Below are 23,910 nucleotides of genomic sequence, written 5' to 3' on the forward strand. Positions count from 1 at the left end.
AAGATCTTATTATTGTGTAATGGTTATTAAGTGGGTATTCAAAGATACGGTTTTTGTTTTACTTAAGCATCAGTCTCAAAGCGTTTTATTCAGCCTGAGTATCTTTATGATGAATGTTATGAATAATCTGTGCGTAAGCATCACGTAGCATGAGCTTTTGCGTATCTGTCACCTCATTGGCACTCAAACAGCGCTCAAACACCTGCATCTCATTCAAGTCTTGCAAGGTTTCGGACGCCGCTTCTTGATTCAGTACCTTGTTATAAGTGCGTGTATTCTTTATTTTAAGCACTTCACAAGGTAAGCTCGTGACTATGGCCTGAATCTGCTCGCGCAAATCACTAACGATATCGTCGCCAGTATAAATAATCTCTAGCCAAACTGATTCGGTCGGTGCCAAAGCTTGGATAGTGCTATCGATTGTCTGTTGAATAGCCAGCAAATCACCAGATATTTGAGCCAGTTTTTGAAATTTTGGGATGGGTAACGAGAGCACCTGCATTTGACGCGCTTCGTCATGATGCAGCAGCGTGACATCTGAATTGGGGGTCGTATTGGTAATATTTGAATCGGTAAGAGAAGGGAAGTCGGGTACAGTCACCTCTACTTCGGTTTTTCGCTGTGATTGTGCTTCTATTTCTTGTTCTCGCTTTGGCTCTGGTGCAGTTTCTACTTCTGCTTCAAAAGCGAACAAGTCATCCATAAATCCTGTGTTCTGGCTGGCTATTTTTTTGTTCGCAGATTTCTCTACTGATGTATCTGTCTTCGCAGTTGCATTAATAAGTTGAGAGATATCAGAGGCTATGTGATCATTGTTGTGTTTAGTATTAACACCCTCTAACGTGTCACCAAACTGTATTAGTAAGACCTGTTTTTGCTGCTTGGCTTCACCAAATCCCATCGCAATCGGTGAGCCTGAGTAGCGAATATGCTCGCGGCCTCCCACGCGCTGCGGCACATGTAAATGCCCTAGTGCCACATAGTCAAAGCACTCATCAAACATCTCGGCAGAGATTTTCCCCAAATTACCGATATATAAATCACGAACGCCATCATCGGCAGTAGTGCTACCGCCTGACGCAAACAAATGACCAGTGGCAATAATAGGAATATGCTGATTGTGGGATTTAGCAATGATTTGCTGATGCTCTTTGGCAATAGCCGCCACCGCATCATAATGCGCGCAAATACCACTGATGACGCTGGCGTCTTTACTGTCCATAGACTCGCCAGCGCTACTGCTACGCACATCCCGATCACGCAGGTAAGGTACAGCAGCGATAATGCAATGAGGATTGTTATCATCATCACCCAAGACCAATACTTCATCGTCCAAATTATCACAAGCCGTACCAATGACATGCACGTTTAAAAACTTTAACACTTGGCTGGGTGCATCTAAAAAAGTCGGGGAGTCGTGATTGCCTGCGACAATTACCACATGCTGACAGCAGGAGCGTGATACCTTACCCAAAAACTCATAATACAGCGCTTGTGCTCTATTGCTAGGCGTCATGGTATCGAAGATATCACCAGCCACAATGAGTATATCTACCTTTTGGGCAGTTATTGTCTCCTCAAGCCAGCCTAAAAACGATTCAAATTCGTTATAGCGCATGTGCCCGTAAAGCCTGCGCCCTAAATGCCAGTCGGATGTGTGCAAAATGGTAAGTGGGGCGGACATAGGTAAGGAGGACATGCTAGTGTTGGATATGGACATAAGTAGACTATAAGTATGAGCAGTAGAAAGTCTTCATTCTAGCAAGAATCGTTGAGGTTTGCGCTGTTGCCAAAAGAAAACCCTACCAATAATATACTGGTAGGGTTTTCTTCTTTAACACTAAGCATTTTGCAGGTTAGCAGTAAGCACTAGTCAACAATTAATTGCTCCAGACCATCTTCTTGCTGCGTTGCAAGATTTGCGACCATCGATAGGGCATGCGCTTGTTGATCTATCGGTTGTTTCACTGCTTCACCTCTCGATCCTTCACGCAACCAATTTTTGGCTATATCATCACTGTTTTGACTATGCTGCTGATTTTGCAGATTATACCACGCCAAATCATGATGCAAACTGACCACGTCGCCCATGATGAGTAGAGCAGGCGTTGGCAATTGCGCCTGTTCTTGCTGAGCCACAATCGTTGCAAGCGTGCCCGTCAATACTTGCTGATTGGGCATACTCGCATTAGAGACGATGGCAATCGGCGTCTCGCTACTGCGTCCTGCCTCAATCAAGCCTTCGGTCAAACGTGCCAGCGAGTGCAGACCCATATAAAATACGACCGTCTCATCAGTATTTAAGAAACTCTCAAAATTACTGTTGGGTGCGCCAGCCTTCAAAAACCCTGTCACAAAACGTACTGATTGTGAATGATCACGGTGGGTGAGCGGAATGCCTGCATAGCTAGCAGCGGCATTGGCTGCAGTGATACCCGGTACGACTTGGTAAGGCACATTGTTTGCTCGCAGGCTTTCGATCTCTTCGCCACCGCGACCAAAGATAAACGGATCGCCGCCTTTTAAGCGCACGACACGGCGGCCTTGTTTGGCATGATTGACGAGCAGCTCATTGATACCCAATTGCGCGACCGTATGGTTACTGCGTTTTTTACCGACAAATACCTTGTCAGCATCACGGCGGCATAAGTCTAAAACTTGCGGTGAGACCAGCGCATCATAAAACACCACATCTGCTTGTTGCATCAAACGCAGTGCTTTAAATGTCAACAGCTCTGGATCACCAGGGCCTGCGCCAACGATATATACTTCACCAACGGCTGGTAACTCTTTTTCTGATTCATCAGATAGAGTAGGAGCAATCGTGTCTGATTCTTTTACCGCATTTGCATCGTCGCTTTTCTTACTGATAGCAGCGGCGGTACTATCCAAATCTGCTTGCAGTTGAGCAGTGGCTTCCGTTTCATTACCAGCGAACATCAGCTGACTGACCTGACCTTCAAACGCACGCTCCCAAAACTGACGACGTCCAGTGAGCGTTGGTATTTTGGCTTTTACCTCGCTGCGGAAGTCACCTGCCAGCTTAGCCAATTTACCATAGCCTTGCGGGATTAATGTCTCAAGACGTGCCCGTAATAGACGTGCCAATACAGGCGCTTTACCATTTGATGAAATACCAATCACGATAGGATTACGATCGATAATGGCTGGAAAGATAAAGTCACATAAATGCGGCGTGTCAACCACATTGACTGGAATGTTTAGCTCAGTGGCATCTGCATGAATCTGATGATTGAGCGTCTCATCATCAGTCGCGGCAATGATTACCCGTGCGCCTGCCATATAAGTTTTATTATAATTCTCATAGATAAACTGGTGCTTATCGTCAGTCAGCAAAGCTTGTAGCTCGTGGCTGATATCGGGTGCAAGTATCGTGATACAGGCACCTGCACGGCTGAGCAAATCCGCTTTACGCAGTGCCACTTCGCCGCCGCCCACGATGAGCACTTTGCGGTCTTCTAATTTAAAAAATAGCGGGAAGGTGTTCATAGTGTCACCATATATTTAATTGTTTATTATAAAAGGTAGAAAAGATATAAGGAATGCCGCCATTATGAGGTATCACAGGCTTATGCTCACCTAGTGAATTGGCATTAACATATTCGTTTTTGAGATATTAATACCTATTTTCGCTAATAATAGGAATAGCGGTCAGTATCGAATACAGGTAGAACACGGCACAAAAAAATCCCGCTTAACGACTCTTTAAGAGCCAAGCGGGATTTTTTTATTTATATAGCTATTGTTCAACAAACAATCGCTATAGTCAGCGCCTTACTATAGCTGAGTATGCAAGCCACACTCACGGCTTTCTTCTACTTTCGTTGGATCAAAGTAGTCATGCTCGTTCGGTAGGTTATGCTCATCTAAATAAACATCTAAATCAGCATCATTTTTTTCAAACAATGGTGCTACTTTTAGCACGCCGTCTTTTGACAGGCTAAGTACATCAAGACCTTGGCGGAATTCAGTTTGATCCTTACGAATAGCATTGAACCAAACATCTGGCTTTAGCTCATCTAATGCACGGCGGAATGGCTCTAGTTTTACCTGATCAGTAAACTCGTCATGCTGAGGGTTGTCGATACCTGGGATACCATTCATCGTCGCGTCACGGTGCGCAGCGGTTTGCTTAGGGATGTAGGTAACAACGTTTAGGTTCAAGTCTTTGATCAGCTTGTTGGCAAACTGATAAGTAGCATCAGTGTTATAACCTGAGTCTACCCACAATACTGTGATATCAGGGCGCTGTTTAGCAACCAAATGCAAAATCGCTGATTCATAAGGACGGAAGTTGGTCGTGATGATTGGGTTTTTTGCTTGAGTCAGTGCCCACTCAACGATTTGCTCAGGTGACTTACCTTGCAAGTCTTGGTTGGCTTGATCGAGGTCTAGGCTTGGGTGTAATTGGCTCATAATACGTTCCTTAATGGTTGTTAATATAAAATTATTGATTAGAGATATTAGGTATTACTATAAAAATTATGGTCAGCGCTAAAACTATGCGACTGAAGTCTCTGACGATTGTGCAAACATCGGTAAATCTGAAGCGCTTCGACCATCATAGCTACTGGCAAGAGCAGTAAAGGCTTGCTCAATGCCAAACTTAGAATCTGCTTCTAGGTCATGCTCGCTCAATACAAAGCTATCAACGCCCGTGCGTAGCATATAAGCAATTTGATCACGGCCAAACGCGCCAGCCACTCGAATCTCGCCTGTATAACCAACTTGGCGCAGCGTACGTGCAAAGCTAAAGTGACGACCATCAGCGAATTTTGGCACATCAATCACGATAAGCGCCTGCTTTGATAAGAACTCACTAAGTCCTTCTAGTGCATCAGCGTCAGTATCGGCAGTAACCCACAATCCAAGTCGGCTACTGTGTTGCACGATCAGCTCATAAACTTCTTTGATCAGACCACCAGCTTGTGCGCCTGATTCGTCTAATAAATCAGCGAGCGGCACAATGACGTCAGGTTTTTCTTGTTTTTGTAGTAGCTCAAGCAACGTAATGTTAGTCGATACAATGCTCTCTGGTAGCGCATCAGTGGTGAGTACATGCCACGTATCTTGACTGCCAATATCGACGCCATGACTGTCCAAAATATGGTGATTAGCCATAGACCTTCTCCTTAAATGGATCAATACCAACGCGCTCAACCAATTGACCAAAGCTCTCTACATCGTTATCAGTGCTGGCACGTAAGTCCACATAGACATCAACGATCTGCTGTATGGTGTTTGCGACCTCAAAGGCAGGCACAGATTTTCCTAGGATTTTACCAAGTTTGGCATCGTCGCTAGAGTTGCCGCCAAGGCTGATCTGATACCAATGTTCGCCTTTCTTATCGACGCCCAAGATACCAATATCGCCTGTATGATGGTGCGCACAAGCATTGATACAGCCAGACATGTTGAGGCGAATCTCACCCAAGTCATATAGATAGTCTAAGTCATCAAACTGCTTTTCGATTTGTTCAGCGATGTTATGCGTCGTTGCATTGGCAAGCGAGCAGTAATCCCAACCTGGGCAGACAATCATATCTGTTAAGGTATTGATGTTTGCGCGCGCTAAATGCAACTCTGCTAGCTGCTGCCATAACTCATAAAGATTATTGGTTTGCACATCAGCAAATACTAGATTCTGCTGATAAGTACCGCGCAGCTCACCAAAGCTGTATTTGTCAGAAAGATCAGCCAGTGCATCCATCTGTGACTCACTGACATCACCGGATGGCACATATTTGCCATCGACCAAGCCTGCTTTGAGAGAAATAACCACGGCACGATAGCCAGCTATTTTGTGTGCTACGGTGTTTTGGTTGTACCAGTTGGCAAAATCTTTATCAGCGCTCAGTTGCTGTTGTAGCTCAGACTGTACTTGTAGTGCGTCAAACGATGCATAGTCAGGCTCACTAAAGAAACCAGTCGCTGTTGCAAAGTTCTCATCAGTCAAAGTCAATGGGCCATCTTTGGTATGAGCCTCCCACTCGGCATTGACCAATTTGGCAAAGGCTGGACCGCCCATGCTTTCGACCAAAATTTTGATACGTGATCTGTATTTACTGCCTTTGTCACGGCGACCATGCAAGTTATAGACACGCAAGATGGCGTCTAAATAACTCAGCAGATGCTGACGCGGCAAGAATTTATTGATAACTTTACCAAGGACAGGAATACGTCCTAGACCGCCACCAACCAATACTTCAAAACCAATCTCACCTTCGTCATTGGTTTTTACGTGTAGACCGACATCATGTACTTGAGTTGCCGCGCGGTCATCATTGGTCCCGATGACAGCAATCTTAAATTTACGCGGCAAAAAAGCAAACTCAGGGTGGAAGGTTGACCACTGACGGATAATTTCACAGTAAGGACGTGGATCAGCGATTTCTTCTTTATGAATACCAGCATATGGATCAGTGGTGGTATTACGGATACAGTTGCCTGAGGTTTGGATAGCATGCATCTGTACTGAGGCTAGTTCAGCTAAGATATCTGGCACATCTTCTAGCTTTGGCCAGTTCAGCTGAATATTAGTACGCGTGGTAAAGTGCCCATAGCCTTTATCATACTTACGAGTAATCTCGGCCAATTTGCGCAATTGATAGCTGGCAAGCAAACCGTAAGGAATGGCGATACGCAACATCGGCGCATAACGCTGGATATACAGGCCATTTTGCAATCGCAATGGCAAAAACTGCTCTTCTGGCAGCTCACCTGCCAAAAATCGCTCGGTTTGGTCGCGAAATTGGGCAACTCGTTCCTCTACCAAAGTCTGGTCAGCGTAATTATATTGATACATGACGTAATCTCAGTTTTGTTTTTAATCTTAAAATCAGCGACGAAAATGATTTGCGTGTGTAATAGGTTTTATTGCCGTTCACAATGTAAATAATTCAGCTATACATCATATAAGCTTGTACTCAAAATCATAAATTCCTTTCAGACATATCCATATCCAAACACAGCATAAATTTTCATAACGAAAGTTAGGTAGCCTATGCGTATCGAATTCAATGCCTGATTGCTATCACTCTTCTAATGACTATTGCTTTATTTAGCTTTTGCTAGTGGCCGCCTATATAAGCGACACTTTACAGCAACTTATTTTCTCCGACCATGCTTTTATTTAAGAGGTTTTAAAAATTATATGACTCAAACTCAAGCTCCGACCCAGTCAAAACTCGTTCCACCGCATGGTAGTGACGTGCTTAAACCTTTACTATTAAATGATGATGCACGTGCTCAAGCATTAGAGCTTGCCAGCACATTGCCATCTATTACCTTAAGCTCACGTGAGCGCGGCGATTTAATCATGTTCGGTATCGGCGGTTTCACTCCGTTAAATGGTTTTATGAATCAAGCGGATTGGCAGGGTGTGGTAGACAACATGCGCTTGCAAAGCGGTGACAACGCGGGTTTATTTTGGCCAATCCCTATCACTTTGTCTGCGCCAAAAGAGACTGCGGATAATTTGAGCCAAGGCGACAAAGTAGCATTGGTCGCTCAAGATGGCGAAGTCATGGGTATCTTGACGGTAGAAGAGACTTATACCATCGATAAAGAGCATGAGTGTCAGCAAGTATTTACGACTACGGATTCAGAGCATCCAGGCGTTCAACAAGTTCTAAGCCAAGAAGCCGTCAATATTGCCGGTAGCGTTGAAGTATTAAGCGAAGGTGAGTTCCCAGCACTATATCCAGAGATCTACAAAACGCCAGCAGAAACGCGTGAAATCTTAGATGCTAAAGGCTGGAAAACAGTGGCCGCATTCCAAACGCGTAACCCAATGCACCGCTCACATGAGTATTTGGCCAAGATTGCGATTGAGATCTGTGATGGTGTGTTGATTCATTCATTATTAGGCGCATTGAAACCTGGTGACATCCCAGCAGACGTCCGTCAAGAAGCTATTAAAACCTTGATCGATAACTACTTTAGACAAGATACCGTGATCCAAGCGGGTTATCCGTTGGATATGCGCTATGCCGGTCCACGTGAGGCGCTACTACATGCGCTATTCCGTCAAAACTATGGCTGTAGCCACCTGATTGTCGGTCGTGACCATGCTGGTGTCGGCGATTACTACGGTGCGTTTGATGCGCAAACGATTTTTGAACACGTTGGAAAAGATGACCTTATCACCCAACCGCTCAAAATTGGCTGGACGTTCTGGTGTAACGCTTGTAATGCGATGGCGTCAGACAAAACTTGCCCGCATGATGCCTCTGAGCACGTTAAAGTATCAGGTACCAAGCTGCGTAAAGCACTATCGGAAGATGAAGATGTACCAGAGAACTTTAGCCGCCCAGAAGTGCTACAGATTTTGCGTGATTATTACGCTGGTATCGCTATTGATGAGCGTACTGAAGTTAAATTAACGGGTGCATCTGCAGTATAAAGGCAGATCATCAGGATAAATAACTCGTACTAAGCCAGTCGTAAAAAAGGTGTCAGACTTATGGTCTGGCACCTTTTTATTTTTATCACTATTTTAAAATGAAAACACACCCTAACACATGCTAGTGCTGACTATTAAATCTCTAAATCTTCTGCCAGCTTTTTATATTCTCCAGCAAGCGAGCCACCACCTGAGCAAAAATAGTTCAACGCATACTTATCTGTGCTGTCGATGATGAGCTTGTCGTCTTTAAATTGGAAAAAAGCCGTACTGTCATTTACCGTTGCCTGAAAAATCGTACCGTGAGCGGTATCTTGCCCCATGAGTGTCGCCTTACCATCGAAATGACAAGTAGGTTTTTTAATATCGCTGCGTGAACGAACTTTAATGTCAATCTGTCGATCACTCTCTGCGCGTACTATCACGCCAACCCAATCATAGCCTTGGGCACGTTTGTCGTAGTCGGCAGAAGCATAATCCGCTGAAACCGTATCTGCTGAGACATTGTCACCCAAGATATTACTTTGAATAGCTGGCAAAGTAGATGTTGTACTGGCAACTGATTTGACCTTGCTGTGGCTATCGCTATTCACAGTGGGCGACACACTATTACAGCCTGTTAAAGCTGCTAGGGTAGAGGTCATCATTATTAGCCCTACAATAGAACGAAATTGACGGTATGAAGTATTCATATAAGGGCCTTTGGTCAAGTAGGAAGGTAAGGTTTGCATCGTATGGGAATAAAGTTTATCGCATACAAATAATGGTACAGCCTACCCAAATCATAGTCTACTTAATAAACCTGCCAGCAGTTATTTACCTCCTTTTATGCTTGATGCTGCAAAACGATTGCTAGCCCCACTTATGCCAACTTCACTAGTCGATAAGCTAATTCGTCACTAAGCGTTTGCTATTTATGCTGCTAGCATAGCTTTCATCATCCCGACAACCGAACTCAAAAGATTGTAGGCCCTGTGATGATGGTCAAGATTTTGACGAAACGCTTCTACTACTTTTATCGAGAGCATCATGCAAAAAAAATTCAAACAAATCAGCATTGCTAGCATCCAGTCAATAAACTATAAACAGACGACAGCGCGTGTACTTGCCACCAGCGGTATGCTTGCAGCAGCGATAATGATGACAGGCTGCAGTCCAACAGAAGCGACGCAAGATGACGCGGCAAATAATGGCAGTGTCGAGACGCAGGATATCGATCTGCTCAACGTCTCCTATGATGTGTCTCGCGATTTTTATAAAGACTACAACACTTTATTTAGCACCGACTATCAAAAATCTCATCCAAATAGCAAAATAAATATCAATCAGTCGCATGGCGGCTCTAGTAAGCAGGCGCTCTCTGTTGCCAACGGTTTGCAAGCGGATGTAGTGACCTTTAACCAAGAGAGTGATATGAATCTGTTGGTTGAAAAAGGTTTGGTGGCTGCTGACTGGCAGCAAGCACTTCCAAATAATGCCGTGCCGTACACCAGCACTATGGTACTACTGGTCCGCGCTGGCAATCCAAAAAATATCAAAGACTGGTCAGATTTGGCACGTAATGATATCGATGTGGTCATCCCGAACCCTAAAACCAGTGGTACCGCGCGTTATGCCTTTTTGGGTGCTTATGGCTACGGCTTACACCAATTCAAAGAAAACAGTAATGAAAACCCTGTAAAAACCAATGATTTTATCAAAAAGCTGCTGGCCAACGTCGTCACTTATGACAATGGTGCACGCGCTGCGACGACCAGCTTTACCCAGCGTGGTCTAGGTGATGTGCTAATCACTACCGAAAACGAAGCACATTTGACTGCACAGCAATTTGCAAAGGGTAAAGTCGACATCGTATACCCAAGCTATTCGATTGTGATTGCCAACCCAGTGGCAGTCGTAACGGCAGTGACTGAAAAATCTGGTAAGACAGAGGCGGCAAGTGCTTATCTGAAGGGGTTATGGGATAAGCCTGCTCAAGAGCTCATGGCAAAAATGTACATGCGTCCGAGTGATGAGCAAATCTTAGCTGCTCACAAAGATACTTTGCCTGATATTGAAACGTTTGAGCCTGTGGCTGTCTTTGGCTCATGGACAGAGATTATGGATGCCTTTTTTGTAGATGGCGGGCGTTTCGATCAGTTGGCAATTGCTAAGTAGTCATTGGTTTTTGGTTTATAGAACTGTCTATCTTATCCGCTGTCAGTGAGTGATGTATAAGATAGGTAGGACTCATCCCAGCATTAACGTCACCAACGAGTAAACCGTCAGTTATAGATATAGCCTATTTTAATAAATTATTGATATATCTAGCTTTGTTCTCTGGTTATTCCCTTTTGGCAATAACATACGCATATTCATCATTAAACATAATAAGATGGCGCTGTTAGCATACTTGCATTACACAACAGACATCTTTGAGGTATTTATGACAGACGTAGCTCGTTATCATCAGAAAAGCAAAACCTTTAGTGCTTTGAGTATCGCTGGCGTTGCTTTGACACTTGGTCTTGCTGGCTGTAGCAACAGTGAAACGACCGATGCCGCAGCTGACGGTTCAGCGGCGACAGAAGGTCAAAGCATTGAGCTACTTAATGTTTCTTATGATGTGGCACGTGACTTTTATAAAGACTACAACCCGTTGTTTGTTGAGCATTATAAAGCGGAACACCCAGGCAGCAATATCTTGATAAAACAGTCGCATGGCGGCTCTAGTAAACAAGCACTGTCTGTGGCCAATGGTCTACAAGCGGATGTTGCCACCATGAACCAAGGCTCTGATATTGAGCTGCTTGAGAAAAAAGGCTTGGTTGAGTCAGATTGGGAAAGCAAGTTCCCAGACAATGCCGTGCCGTTTACCAGCACGATTGTATTTTTGGTACGTAAAGACAATCCAAAAAATATCAAAGACTGGGAAGACTTGACCAAAGACGGTGTTGAGATTGTTATGGCCAATCCAAAGGTGACGGGTAACGGTCGCTATGCCTTCTTAGGTGCTTACGGTTATGGTCTGCATGCTTTTAATAAAGATGAAACAAAAGCTAAAGGCTACGTAAAAGACATGCTAAAAAATGTCAAAGTCTATGAAAACGGTGGACGTGCCGCGACAACGACTTTTGTACAGCGCGGTATCGGTGATGTCTTGGTCACTTTTGAAAACGAAGCCAACCTAGCAGCGACTGATTTTGGCGCTGGTCAAGTAGACATCGTTTATCCAAAATACTCGATCAAATCAGAAAGCCCTGTGGCTATTGTGAAGACTGTAACAGACAAGAAAGGCACCACAGATGCTGCCAAAGCGTATCTTGATTACTTATGGAGTGAGCCTGCGCAGCAACTAGCCGCCGATCTATATCTGCGTCCTAGCGTCAAAAGCGTTCTTGATAAAAACGGTGACAAATTACCGCCAATTGAGACGTTCCGTCCGAACGATGCTTTTGGCACATGGGATGAGATCATGAGCACTTACTTTAGTGATGGCGGTGTGTTTGACCAATTAGCGATTAATGCGCCTCAGTAATTACTAGCCAATTGCTTAGAGCAGCTACTGCGCTAACCACTGAAACTGGTTAATGCTTAACGCAGTCAGTCATGAAGCACCCCATAAAGGACATGGTCGTACGCACTATGTCCTTTATATTATAAGCCGACCAATAATAATTTTAATAATAAAATCAATAACGAATTTAACCATAGTCTTACGGTGAGGGTCCTACGGTGAGTATCCTCGCTAAGTACTTACGTAAAGCACCTACGTACCATCAGTTAGGCAATAGGAATCACTATGAGCGCAACACCTTCTTCTGCCAATAAACCTGCCCATAAAAAAGGCTGGTTGACACGTTTGCGTCAGCGCAATGTGTTACCAGGTTTTGGTCTGAGCATGGGTATTACCGTCTTTAGCTTATCGTTACTGGTGGTATTGCCATTTGCGATGATGGCCTACACCACAACCCAAATGGGTTGGATGGGCTTTTGGGAGACGATCACCCAGCCACAAGTCACTGCCGCCATCAAGCTGAGTTTATGGATGTCGTTTTTGGCGATGCTCACCAATATGGTGTTTGGTACATTGGTGGCTTGGGTGCTTGTGCGCTATGAGTTTTGGGGTAAATCCCTGATCAATGCCTTGGTTGACTTGCCATTTGCGTTGCCAACTGCTGTCACAGGTATTTCACTTGCAACGCTCTATGCACCCAATGGATTGATAGGGCAGTGGTTTGCCAAGTTCGATATTCAGGTCGCCTTTACGCCGATAGGTATTTGGCTGGCACTGGTTGTGGTCAGTTTTCCTTTCATCGTTCGTGCTGTGCAGCCCGTACTTGCTGAGCTGTCGGTTGAGTTTGAGGAAGCTGCTGCAGTATTGGGTGCCAATCGATTAACGACCTTTCGTAAGGTGATTCTGCCAGAGCTATTGCCAGCGCTGCTGATGGGTGCAGGCATGATGTTTGCTCGTGCCACAGGCGAGTATGGTTCCGTTATCTTTATCGCGGGTAACATTCCGATGCAGTCTGAGATTTTGCCACTGATTATCATCAGTAAGCTTGAGCAATTTGATATTCAGGGTGCTTCTGCTGTTGCATTATTTATGCTACTCATCTCATTTGTGATTTTGTTGACCATTAATATCATGCAGTGGAAACTGTCACGCCGCGTAGGAGCTCGCTAATATGCAAATATCTAATAGCTACGACTACCAAAGCAACGCAGCGACCAAAGACACGCCATGGATACGCCGCACCTTTATCGGCATCGCTGTACTGTTTATGATCGTCATGTTGGTTGTACCCTTATTGGCGGTGTTCTACGAGGCGTTTAAAAATGGTTGGCAGCTGTATCTCGCTTCACTGGTCGATCCTGAGGCGCTGCAAGCCATTAAACTGACGTTAATCACAGCAGCGGTCGTCCTACCTATTAACATGGTGATGGGTATTGCCATTGCTTGGTTGGTCACGCGCTACCAGTTTAAAGGTAAGCAGTTGGTCACCACTTTGCTTGATTTGCCATTCTCAGTATCACCTGTTGTCGCAGGTCTGATGTTTGTACTGTTATTTGGGCTGAACTCTACCATGGGTGGCTGGCTTGAGAGCATGGGTTTCCAAGTGATTTATGCAGTTCCTGGTATCATTTTGGCGACCTTATTTGTGACGTTCCCATTTGTCGCGCGTGAGCTGATACCCTTGATGCAGACGCAGGGCGACTCTGAGGAGCAAGCAGCACTGACTTTGGGCGCAAGTGGCTGGCAGACTTTTTGGCATGTGACACTGCCTAATATCAAATGGGCATTGCTATACGGTTTGATTTTGACCAATGCCCGCGCCATGGGTGAGTTTGGTGCCGTCAGTGTGGTGTCCGGTCATATTCGCGGTGAGACCAACACGATGCCGCTACTGGTTGAGATTGCCTATAACGATTACAACTTTACCGCCGCCTTTGCCTTATCGAGTATATTGGCTGCACTTGCTCTAGTAACGCTACTGATTCAGCAAGTCATGACCAAGATGCAAGAGCGTAAGTTTGCCAAGTCAGAGCGACTGGCGGCGGCGCCTGAGCTACCTGTGAGTGCGAATGCTACGGTTGCTACGACTAAAAATAGCAGTGATAAATAAGTCACGATACGACAAAAGATATAATAAGAGATACTATTATGAGCATTGAGATTCGCAACGTTAATAAGAAATTTGGTCAATTTACTGCGTTAGATAATATCAATATTACCGTACCGACTGGTAAACTGACCACACTGCTGGGCCCATCTGGCTGCGGCAAGACCACGCTGCTACGTATCATTGCAGGTTTGGAATACGCCGATTCTGGGCAGGTATTATTTGATGAGCTGGATGTGACCAACACGCCTGTGCAAAAGCGCCATATCGGCTTTATGTTTCAGCATTATGCGCTGTTCCGTCACAAGAATATCGCAGACAACGTCGCTTTTGGACTGACCTTACTGCCAAAAAAAGACCGACCGAGTAAGGCTGATATCGATAAGCGCGTGGCAGAGCTGTTAGAGCTCGTACAGCTGCCACAAGTGGCCAATGCTTATCCGCATCAGCTCTCTGGTGGTCAGCGTCAGCGGATTGCGCTAGCAAGGGCACTCGCGGTCAAACCCAAGCTACTGCTGCTAGATGAGCCATTTGGTGCGCTAGATGCCAAAGTACGTAAAGAGCTGCGTACATGGCTAAAGAACATCCATCATGAGCTGGGTATCACGAGCATCATGGTAACGCATGACCAAGAAGAGGCGCGCGCTGTCTCTGATGAGATCGTTGTAATGAACCAAGGGCGAGTAGAGCAGGTAGGCACCTCAGAGGAGCTGATACATCAGCCAGCCAGCGCTTTCATCAGTGACTTCCTAGATTTGGCATAGCTAACACAGTTGGTATAACCATCATAATTGCTGCAAAAGTTATAGAGAATATATTAAACAATAAAAAAGACCTACTTGCTATAGTAGGTCTTTTTTGGTTTGAGGGGTTGTCTTAGAGGCCATCAAGAAATTTGAGTAGATAGTGGGACAGAAAGCTTTATCTAAGCAATGTCTGACATCTCTAGACCTGTCGCTCTTGGAGAGATTTGCTCATAGGTGATTTCTAGAATGTCTTGACACCAGTCTGGCAAGTCATCAGCCACTTCATACCACATCCAAGTACCATCACGAACACAGCTCAAAATACCCAATTTTTTTAAGTGGTTCAAGTGACGAGAGATGGTTGGTTGTGGTTGATCAAGCATATCTACCAGATCGCCCACACAGCGTGCTTCTTTTTTAAAAAGAATTTGAAATATTTTCAGGCGTGTCGGATCAGATAAGACTTTAAACAAATCAATAGGTCGTATCGTAAAATTATTATCAGACATAGGATGATTCCAATAGGGCTTCGTTAGTAGGGGTTCAATATAACAGCAGTTATCCTCAAAATCGATTAAAAAATAAGCAAAATTACAGTTCATCGTTAATTTACTACCTTTCACAATATCCTGTTACATGCATACTTATATCCGCTTACATAGATGGACTACTTGCTACAAAGATAATAATTTTTCATGGTCAATAAATATATCAAATGTTATTGAAAATGATAATAATTATCGTTATTATACTGCAAGTAGTAAGCATGACATGAGCGTTAAAGAATAATTTTCTATCCGTCCCTCATGCATGATGCAAATATATAAGCCGTATAAGGCAGTTATCGAGTAGTGATAGTCACGGGAGCCAATTCATGTACGTATGTATCTGTAATAACGTAAAAGAAAAACAAATCAAGGCAGCCATTGCCTCAGGTGTCGATACGCTTGATGGGCTAAAAGATACCTTAGATGTGGCAACCTGCTGTGGCTGTTGTGAGCCAATGGTTAATGATTATCTGGACGAGCATCACGCCAAACTTGATGTATTGGCTTATGCTGTCTAATGATATGTACACCTGATACGCTCACCGTTCATCAGAAATATATTCAATATTTTGCATTTAATCTTTATTCATTATACATAATGGGCTGTTAGCAGGCGTCCATATAACCGCACTCATACCCCAGCCTTATCTATCATTGAGCATCATTGCTGTTAACCTTAGGGATTAACTGTATCTAATTACGATTCTCAACTAGCATCTTATTCTTAGTTAATAACGTTACATCCCCTAAAGCCTGCATATGCTACTATATCTGTCTAAGAATATAGGGCTTTTTATTGACCCTGATCATAACTGATCAGTCTAATGATTGAGCTGGCGTTATATTTTTAATTGTGGATATACAGTGGTTTGTGAGAATAAATAGAGGAGCATACATAATGATAGGCAGCCAAAAAGTTATCGATTATTTGAATTTTTTGTTAGGCGGTGAGCTGGCCGCTCGCGATCAGTACTTTATTCATTCAGAGATGTATGCTGAATGGCACTATGGCAAACTCTATGATCGCATTCACCATGAAATGGCAGATGAAACCTTACATGCACAGGATATTATCCGTCGTATCTTAATGCTTAGCGGTACGCCAAAGATGACGGTCGATGCCATCAACATCGGTGCAACTGTACCTGAAATGTTGCAATACGACCTTGATTTAGAGTATCAAGTACAAAAGCATCTAAAAGATGCTATTGCCCTTTGTGAAGCAGAACACGACTATGTCACACGTGAGATGCTGGTCGCTCAGCTAAAAGACACAGAAGAAGATCATGCGCATTGGCTTGAGCAACAGCTGCGCTTGATTGATATGATTGGCCTGCCCAATTATCTACAAAGCCAAATGGCTGAAGTCACTCCTAATCTCATCTAACATCATGCTAGATAGGTAGATGAATAATGTTCAGCTTACATAATAAATGAATAGGGAGAGAGATAATGACAGGGGATAAAGAGGTCATTCGCGCATTAAATAAAGTACTTGGTCAATCATTGATTGCAATTAATCAGTACTTTTTGCATGCCCGCATTGCACGTCATTGGGGACTAGAAGCACTCAATGAAAGTTTTTATAAGCAATCCATTGCTGAAATGAAATGGTCTGATGATTTGATTGCACGCATTTTATTGCTAGGCGGTTTACCGAATTTGCAAGATTATGGCAAGATGTTCATCGCTGAAGATGTGCCTGAAATGATGGACTGTAATTTACGTCTAGAGAAGCAGAAATTCTCGATCATCACGGATGCCATCACGCTATGTGAGACCAAATCTGACTATGTATCTCGTCAGCTATTGGTTATCTTAAAAGATGGCAACGAAGAGTATCAGGATTGGTTAGAGACACAAGAAGACTTGATCGAAAGCATTGGTGTAGAACGCTACATCCAATCGCAAATGAGCGATGATGACGCATAATAGTATTCACCATTAATGTGGGTCTTCATAAGAAAAGCCAGTATAAGATTGCACTCTCAATCGCATACTGGCTTTTTTGTGTCTATAGCTAGGGTGTTTGTAATGTTTTGGCTATACGGGCTAGTGGTGAGTCGTACAAAAAATCTCACTTAATAGAAAACTTGTCTCGATTTAAGATACGCCCTAGTATAAACCGCGCCCATCTTCAGGTTTTAAGCGCAAGAAATATAGCCCTGAAAGAATCGTCAATATCCCCAATATCCAGTAAGTGGTTTGAAACGCCGCTAGGGTATCCATTTGCAAGCGTTCACGCAGTATGTTCAATACAGCTGCGCCAAAAGCAATACCAAAGCTAATGGCCAACTGTTGATTGACGGCCATTAAGCTATTACCACTACTGGTTTGTGCGCCTTGCAGATCACCGATGGTAATGGTGTTCATCGCGCTGAACTGCATTGAGTTACAAGCGCCCATGACAGTCAAGATAGGGATAAACCAGAGCCACTGTGAGGCATCATTGAACTGCGCTAGCACAATGATGAGCGAACCCATAAACAACGTGTTATAGACCAACACTTTACGGTAGCTGAATCGCTGAATGATTTTACTGACCCAAGGTTTGATACCAATAGCACCCACGGCAATAGGGGCAAGCAACCAGCCTGCCTGCGACGGTGAGTATTCGAACACCACTTGTAGCAGCAAGGGTAATAGAAATGGTACGGCGCTGATGCCAAGGCGGGTGAATAGGTTGCCTGTGATACCCACTTTGAAGGTGCGAATATCAAATAAACTCAGTGGAAATAAAGGGGCTGCGTGTCGCTTGGCATGCCAGACATACGCACCAATAAATAGACTGGCAGCCAACCCAAATAGTAGACCGTAAAGACCACGGCCTGCGTGTGAGCCAAATTCGACAGCGAGCGTAAACCCGCACGCCGCAGCGGCAAACAACATAAATCCTGTCCAATCAAGACGCTTAGTATCCTCAAATAAAGCGGGCACCAGCTTTTTGCCCATGATAAATCCGGCCACACCCATCGGTATGTTGATCAAAAATATCCAATGCCAACTGGTGTACTGCACGATATAGCCACCCAGTACTGGTCCTACTAAGGGCGCAACCAATGCCGGTATGACAGCAAAGTTCATCACAGTCAGGAGCTTGTTGCGCGGGTAGGATTTGACCAGTATCAGCCGTGCCACAGGCGTCATCATCGCACCGCCAATGCCCTGTACCACACGTGAACCAACCAAAAAGTCTAGGGTGGGTGACGCCGCACACAATAGTGAGCCAATACAAAATATGATAATTGCTGATAAGAACACTCGGCGGGTGCCATACTTATCGGCCAAAAACCCACTGATCGGAATGAAGATAGCCAAGGTCAGGGCGTAACTGATAACGGCCCACTGCATCTTTAGCGGTGATTCGCCTAGTGCCTGTGCCATTTGCGGTAACGAGGTGTTTAAAATAGTGGCGTCTAAGATTTGCATAAACAGCGCCACCGCCAGTACATAAGGTAGGTATTTATCTTGAGTCGGGGTGAGCGTTACCATGTCAGTCCCATTGAACGTCTGTTTATGAGGTAGGAAAATAGCGGATTTGCGAGCAGATCGCTATGCAAGCTGAGTAGTATAAGAAAGCCTGAATCATAATAAAAGTGACTCAAGGTAACGAAGTCGAAAGTGGCCAAGTAGGTAGTGACTAGGTAGACAGTAGCTAAGCAGAAAATGACTAACTGGAGAATAGCCAACCTAAAACTACAAGGTAAGTTTCTCAGCGGTAATGCTTTATTTATCCATTTTTATTTGAGTTATTGAGCAGTAGAAATGCAACATTGATTACAAGAGAGGGCTTTAATGTCGTTGTGTGTTCTCGGTATAGTAAAGCCTTGTCAGCAATTGATATATAGTTGATTCAGTATCAGTACTTGAAGCAACTTCCTTTGAATAAACAATATCTAAAATAGACCTAAAAAACAGACATCAAGGACAATTTATGAGTAATGAATCAACCAACAGTACACAAAATGATAAATACGTACCGCCAAAAGTTTGGATACAAGACAAAGAGAGTGGTGGTAAGTTTGCCAGTATCAATAGTCCTACATCAGGTGCGCGCTATGATAAAGAGCTACCAGTGGGGGATGCGCCGCTACAATTGTATTCGCTTAATACCCCAAATGGCGTCAAGGTAAACATATTATTAGAAGAATTGGCAGAACTCGGTATCAGCGATGCGGCATACGATGCCTACAAAATCGACATCTCTCAAGGTGAGCAGTTTGGTTCAGGCTTTGTAGCAATCAATCCCAATTCAAAAATTCCAGCCTTGGTCGATCATTCTGCTGGCGAGCCGATCGCGCTTTTTGAGTCAGGGGCAATCCTGATGTACTTGGCAGAGAAGTTTGATAATTTTCTGCCACTGGCCACAGGTAAAGCTCGAGCAGATTGTCTGTCTTGGATCATGTGGCAAATGGGTAGCGCGCCTTTCCTAGGTGGTGGTTTTGGACATTTCTATGCCTATGCACCTGAGCCACTAGAGTACCCAATCAACCGCTATACGATGGAAACCAAACGTCAGCTTGACGTATTAGACACGCATCTAAAAGACCATACCTATCTGTGTGGCAATGATGAGAGTGACTACAACATCGCAGATATGATTGTTTGGTCATGGTACGGGCAGCTGGCACTGGGCAAACTCTATGATGCGGCAGAATTTTTACAGGTAGAAGATTATAAACATTTGCAGCGCTGGGCTAAAGCTATTGCCGAGCGCCCAGCGGTCAAACGTGCAGTGGAGCTAGAGTTAAAACCAATCGGCTAAAACGAACACGCACTAGCTCAAGACATAACAGCGAAGTTTAAACATAGAGGCTGATAAGTAAATAACTTATCAGCCTTTTTATATATTCAAAAATATGAATATATTGCTCTCAAGCTTTCTTTTGTCTTTACACAATGATACATTAGTACAACAGATAGAAACACTGGTGCGTTAAGATAGGGACGACCGCCATTGTAGACAGGTTTTTATACTTCTTCTATTGATGAGTAATAATTATGAAGCACAATAGCTATATGGAACATACCTCACAATGTATAGACGTAGAATGCACAGGCACAGATATCCTGAGCGTCGACGAGATAGGTATTGAGCACCATATCAACAATATCAGATCTGACAAAGATCTTAACCGAGTAGGTAGCGACAAACATTTGAAGACTCAGCCTAAAAAAACAAAAATAGCGGCTTTTTTAAAGAAAAGAAATAAAAAGTTATTACCTATATTCGCTGCTGTCAGTGCTAGCCTACTCAGTACAGTAAGTATGGCACATGCATCAACTGAGTTGACCAATCAAGATTGGCAAGTGGCCTGTGATAATACCCGTACTTGCCGATTGGCAGGGTATCAAGCAGAAAACAACAGTGAGTTTCCGGTCTCGGTGTTACTGGTGCGCCGCGCTGGTGCAAATGCGGTTGTAGAGGGTAAGATAAAGCTTGGCGGTGCCAAAGACAGCTCCTCTAAAGCCCTGTTACAATTGGGCAGTCGCCACCGAATATCGCTCATGATCAACGATAAAGACTATGGTGAGACCAAACCGTTTTCAGCAGCTGCAGGCCATGCAGATCTGACCCAGACGCAGGTAGCGGCGCTGCTAGAGGCATTGACCAAGTCTAGCAAAATCACGCTATCATTACGCAATTCGCGCTGGCAACTATCCGACAAAGGCGCGAGTGCCGTCATGCTAAAAGCTGATGAGTTTCAAGGACGCATAGGCACATCAAGCGCCTTTATTAATAGTGACAATATCATTAAGTCTAATGACAGCGTATTACCACCAAAATCTGCCCCTGTACTGCGTTATGTGATTCCTAACGGCAAAGCTGACAATGGCGGCGATAAGAAGTTTGCCATGAAGTCTTCTCAGTTGGCATCATTAATGAGAGGCACGATGAAAGATGTGGATGCTGACTGTCCAAACTTGTCAGACAAATCACCTTGGCGTATCAATCGTTTAAATGGCTCACAGGTATTAATACAGCATGAGTGCTGGACAGGCGCCTATAATGCAGGCACAGGCGTTTGGGTGCTCAATGACAGTAAGCCTTATAAGCCAAAGCTAGTGACGACCAGTGCCACAGGCTATGACAAAGGGAAGATAGCTTCTGTACAAAAAGGTCGCGGTATCGGCGACTGTGTGTCCAAGGTCGATTGGCTATGGACTGGCCGTGCGTTTGAAAAGAGTCATGAAAGTAGCACTGGGCTGTGCCGTCTGATTGAAATTGGCGGCGCATGGCAGCTGCCAACCTATGTCACCGAGGTCAAGACAGGGCGTTAGTAACAAAGTCTGCCCATACTTTGCATGCGGAATACTTACTATTTCGATAATTGAATGAATGTATCATCAGTGATTATCAGTAACAGGGGGATTATTTACCCAGTAGTTAAAGAAATAGCTACACATAACGTTTTATTGTGATATACTGCGTCGCCACGTTAGCTTAGCTTTCGTGAATTATGAGATTGATAACATCGCCTGCGATTTTGGGTCTAGGATGACCATAAGTAATTGTTGCCGATGATTTTGTGTACTTAAATAACCTTTTATAAAAATATCCGTTATTTTTGACTCATATCTTATCTACTGGCCTATCAATAGGGTCTAGATTGGTTGTTGTTTGCCTTTATCTGCTTTGGACAAAGCATTGATAACGCGCTTATGTCAAGCAAGGATAAGACACTCGGCACTACCACCAAAATACGTCAGACAGCACGAACGCATTTATTATAGAGATTCTGAGCTTTATTGGCTTAGCTTCTGGTTATCGACACTTTTTGTGGTTCGATGATTCTTTGATAAAAGCAGCGTGGTGAACGGTTATCAGTGGTATGCATCAAGTTTGCTGAATTTACAGCAACTTATACTTACCAAGGATTCCTATGACTGACATCTTATCTGCAATTGCCGCTGAAAACGGTATCATCGAAAGCACTGACACCCCAAACACTGACACTAATACTCAAGCGGCTGCTACTGACGCTGTTGACGAAAACCAAGTTACTTTTACTGATCTTGGCATCGCTAAACCTATTCTAACTGCACTTGATCGCAGTGGTTACACCAACCCAACGCCTATCCAAGCACAAGCGATTCCTTTTGCTCTAGCAGGTCGTGACCTTTTATTGTCAGCGCAAACGGGTAGTGGTAAAACAGCTGCATTCGTTATCCCTGTTCTTGACCGTTTGAGCCGTGCTACTAGCTTTGACAAACTAACCAAAGCACTTATCCTAACGCCAACGCGTGAACTTGCTCAGCAAGTACATGACAGCGTTCGCACTTATTCTAAAGACATGCGCGGTTTGTTCTGTGTGCCACTAGTTGGCGGCGCACCGTACAATGGTCAGATCACTGCTTTGAAAAAAGGCGTTCAAGTTATCGTTGCGACTCCTGGTCGTCTACTTGACCATATCAATGCAGGCCGCGTTGACTTGTCAAACCTAGAAGTATTGGTACTTGACGAAGCTGACCGTATGCTAGACATGGGTTTTGCTGATGACATCAGTGACATCTTGCGTGCTGCTCCTACTGATCGTCAAACCATCATGTGTTCAGCAACTTGGGATGGCCCAGTAGGTAAAATCGCTGCCAGCTTCACTAAGAACCCTGAGCGTGTATCTATCAAAGTAGAATCTGCACACATCGAAGAAAAAGTGTACTACTGTGATGATTTCGAACATAAGAACCGTTTGCTTGACAAAATCGTTTGCCAGCAAGATATGGAACAGATCATTATCTTTGCTGCTACCAAACGTAGCACTGAAAAACTGGCCAAACAGCTACAAGAAGCCGGTCATAAAGCCAGCTTCCTACATGGCGACTTGCCACAAAGCAAGCGTAACCGTATCGTGCAAGATTTGCGTAATGGCAAAGTAAAAATCCTAGTAGCGACTGACGTTGCTGCTCGTGGTCTAGATATCCCAGCTATCTCGCACGTTATTAACTATGATCTTCCACGTCAAACTGAAGATTACGTCCATCGTATCGGTCGTTGTGGTCGTGCTGGTCGTACTGGTGTGGCTATCAGCCTATGTAGCATGGATGATCGTCCACAGCTAAACGCCATCAACCGTTATCTAGATCGCAAAATGGAAGTATGTATCATCGAAGGTATGGAACCTAAGAAGACTTACGTACCTAGCGAAAACAAAGGTAATGGTCGTGGCCGCGGTCGTGGTCGCTCTAACGGCGGTGGTAATGGTCAAGGCCGTGGTCGCTCAAGTGGTGGCTATCAAGGCAATCCTGCTAATGCTCGCGGTCGCTCAAGTGACAGCAGCGCAGCAACTGGTCAACGTGCTAGCAATGACAGCGGTTATCAAGGTAAGCCACGTGACACGTCAGGCAAACCAAATGAGCGCTCAGGTGGCAAGCCGTATCAAGGTAAGCGTACTGGTGGCCCAAGCCGCGGTGATAGCACTGGCGTTCCACGCGGTGAGCGCGCTGCAACAGGTCGCGGTCGTCCAAGCGGCAGCCAAGGTCGTCCAGCTGGTCGTTCTGACAGCCGTGGCCAAGGTCGTCCAAACGGCGGCAACCGTGGTAACAACTCGTAATACCGCTATCGTTAATGATTGATAGAGGGTGAAACA

19 protein-coding genes and 1 pseudogene are annotated in these 23,910 nt (G+C 44.5%); 12 read left to right on the top strand and 8 right to left on the bottom strand.

Annotated elements, in window-relative coordinates:
* Positions 1–85: 85 nt before the first annotated feature.
* From IP510_RS08475 to IP510_RS08495, 5 genes are all read right to left on the bottom strand, one after another.
* The gene (locus IP510_RS08475) at positions 86–1,699 is read right to left on the bottom strand and encodes an exonuclease SbcCD subunit D C-terminal domain-containing protein (RefSeq protein WP_413786474.1); all 1,614 of its coding nucleotides are present in this window, start codon (positions 1,697–1,699) and stop codon (positions 86–88) included.
* A 170-nt stretch (positions 1,700–1,869) separates the two neighbouring features.
* Positions 1,870–3,510 (bottom strand): siroheme synthase CysG, encoded by a 1,641-nt coding sequence (cysG, locus tag IP510_RS08480; RefSeq protein WP_194364350.1) that lies wholly within the window; start codon positions 3,508–3,510, stop codon positions 1,870–1,872.
* A 288-nt stretch (positions 3,511–3,798) separates the two neighbouring features.
* Positions 3,799–4,437: a phosphoadenosine phosphosulfate reductase family protein gene (locus tag IP510_RS08485; protein ID WP_194364351.1), complete on the bottom strand. Its 639-nt coding sequence runs from the start codon at positions 4,435–4,437 to the stop codon at positions 3,799–3,801.
* Positions 4,438–4,521: 84 nt separating this feature from the next.
* Positions 4,522–5,142, bottom strand: a complete 621-nt coding sequence (locus IP510_RS08490; RefSeq protein ID WP_194364352.1) for a DUF934 domain-containing protein — start codon at positions 5,140–5,142, stop codon at positions 4,522–4,524.
* A complete protein-coding gene (locus IP510_RS08495; RefSeq protein ID WP_194364353.1) occupies positions 5,135–6,826 on the bottom strand; it encodes a nitrite/sulfite reductase in 1,692 nt (563 codons plus the stop codon). The genes IP510_RS08490 and IP510_RS08495 overlap by 8 nt, the downstream gene beginning before the upstream one ends.
* A gap of 348 nt (positions 6,827–7,174) precedes the next feature.
* On the opposite strand from IP510_RS08495, the gene sat reads away from it, so the two are divergent.
* Positions 7,175–8,425 (top strand): sulfate adenylyltransferase, encoded by a 1,251-nt coding sequence (gene sat, locus IP510_RS08500; protein ID WP_194364354.1) that lies wholly within the window; start codon positions 7,175–7,177, stop codon positions 8,423–8,425.
* 134 nt (positions 8,426–8,559) lie between these two features.
* Here sat and IP510_RS08505 read toward each other — a convergent pair whose 3' ends face one another.
* Positions 8,560–9,117 (bottom strand): hypothetical protein, encoded by a 558-nt coding sequence (locus tag IP510_RS08505; protein WP_194364355.1) that lies wholly within the window; start codon positions 9,115–9,117, stop codon positions 8,560–8,562.
* A gap of 427 nt (positions 9,118–9,544) precedes the next feature.
* Between IP510_RS08505 and IP510_RS08510 the strand changes: the two genes are divergently transcribed.
* The 5 genes and pseudogenes from IP510_RS08510 to IP510_RS08530 all read left to right on the top strand — a co-directional run.
* Entirely contained in the window at positions 9,545–10,582 is a 1,038-nt protein-coding gene (locus IP510_RS08510; protein WP_194364526.1) for a sulfate ABC transporter substrate-binding protein, read from the top strand.
* A gap of 268 nt (positions 10,583–10,850) precedes the next feature.
* Complete coding sequence (locus IP510_RS08515) at positions 10,851–11,942, top strand: sulfate ABC transporter substrate-binding protein (protein ID WP_194364356.1); 1,092 nt, start codon at positions 10,851–10,853, stop codon at positions 11,940–11,942.
* A gap of 264 nt (positions 11,943–12,206) precedes the next feature.
* Complete coding sequence (gene cysT / locus IP510_RS08520; protein ID WP_194364357.1) at positions 12,207–13,091, top strand: sulfate ABC transporter permease subunit CysT; 885 nt, start codon at positions 12,207–12,209, stop codon at positions 13,089–13,091.
* Position 13,092: 1 nt separating this feature from the next.
* Positions 13,093–14,031 carry a sulfate ABC transporter permease subunit CysW gene (gene cysW, locus IP510_RS08525; RefSeq protein WP_194364358.1) on the top strand — a complete coding sequence of 313 codons (939 nt, stop codon included), beginning with the start codon at positions 13,093–13,095 and terminating at the stop codon, positions 14,029–14,031.
* Positions 14,032–14,069: 38 nt separating this feature from the next.
* Positions 14,070–14,789 (top strand): annotated as a pseudogene (locus IP510_RS08530) (sulfate/molybdate ABC transporter ATP-binding protein); the annotation flags it as partial.
* Between the two features lie 164 nt (positions 14,790–14,953).
* Here the strand turns inward: IP510_RS08530 and IP510_RS08535 are convergent.
* Entirely contained in the window at positions 14,954–15,283 is a 330-nt protein-coding gene (locus tag IP510_RS08535) for an ArsR/SmtB family transcription factor (RefSeq protein WP_194364360.1), read from the bottom strand.
* 365 nt (positions 15,284–15,648) lie between these two features.
* Here IP510_RS08535 and IP510_RS08540 point away from each other — a divergent pair, with 365 nt between their 5' ends.
* The 3 genes from IP510_RS08540 (at position 15,649) to bfr (IP510_RS08550) (ending at position 17,254) form a co-directional block, all read left to right on the top strand.
* Positions 15,649–15,840 (top strand): bacterioferritin-associated ferredoxin, encoded by a 192-nt coding sequence (locus tag IP510_RS08540; RefSeq protein ID WP_194364361.1) that lies wholly within the window; start codon positions 15,649–15,651, stop codon positions 15,838–15,840.
* Between the two features lie 380 nt (positions 15,841–16,220).
* Positions 16,221–16,709, top strand: coding sequence for a bacterioferritin (bfr, locus tag IP510_RS08545; RefSeq protein WP_194364362.1), 489 nt, complete (start codon positions 16,221–16,223; stop codon positions 16,707–16,709).
* A 65-nt stretch (positions 16,710–16,774) separates the two neighbouring features.
* Positions 16,775–17,254 carry a bacterioferritin gene (bfr, locus tag IP510_RS08550; RefSeq protein WP_194364363.1) on the top strand — a complete coding sequence of 160 codons (480 nt, stop codon included), beginning with the start codon at positions 16,775–16,777 and terminating at the stop codon, positions 17,252–17,254.
* A 183-nt stretch (positions 17,255–17,437) separates the two neighbouring features.
* On the opposite strand, the gene IP510_RS08555 is transcribed toward bfr (IP510_RS08550), so the two are convergent.
* A complete protein-coding gene (locus IP510_RS08555) occupies positions 17,438–18,814 on the bottom strand; it encodes a DHA2 family efflux MFS transporter permease subunit (RefSeq protein WP_194364364.1) in 1,377 nt (458 codons plus the stop codon).
* 442 nt (positions 18,815–19,256) lie between these two features.
* On the opposite strand from IP510_RS08555, the gene yghU reads away from it, so the two are divergent.
* The 3 genes from yghU (at position 19,257) to IP510_RS08570 (ending at position 23,874) form a co-directional block, all read left to right on the top strand.
* A complete protein-coding gene (yghU, locus tag IP510_RS08560; protein WP_194364365.1) occupies positions 19,257–20,087 on the top strand; it encodes a glutathione-dependent disulfide-bond oxidoreductase in 831 nt (276 codons plus the stop codon).
* Positions 20,088–20,323: 236 nt separating this feature from the next.
* A complete protein-coding gene (locus IP510_RS08565; protein ID WP_227669602.1) occupies positions 20,324–21,604 on the top strand; it encodes a DUF1176 domain-containing protein in 1,281 nt (426 codons plus the stop codon).
* Positions 21,605–22,206: 602 nt separating this feature from the next.
* Positions 22,207–23,874 (top strand): DEAD/DEAH box helicase, encoded by a 1,668-nt coding sequence (locus IP510_RS08570; RefSeq protein ID WP_194364366.1) that lies wholly within the window; start codon positions 22,207–22,209, stop codon positions 23,872–23,874.
* The last annotated feature ends 36 nt before the right edge of the window (positions 23,875–23,910 follow it).

Source organism: Psychrobacter sp. NG254 (genome assembly GCF_015277735.1).
Classification (GTDB): domain Bacteria; phylum Pseudomonadota; class Gammaproteobacteria; order Pseudomonadales; family Moraxellaceae; genus Psychrobacter.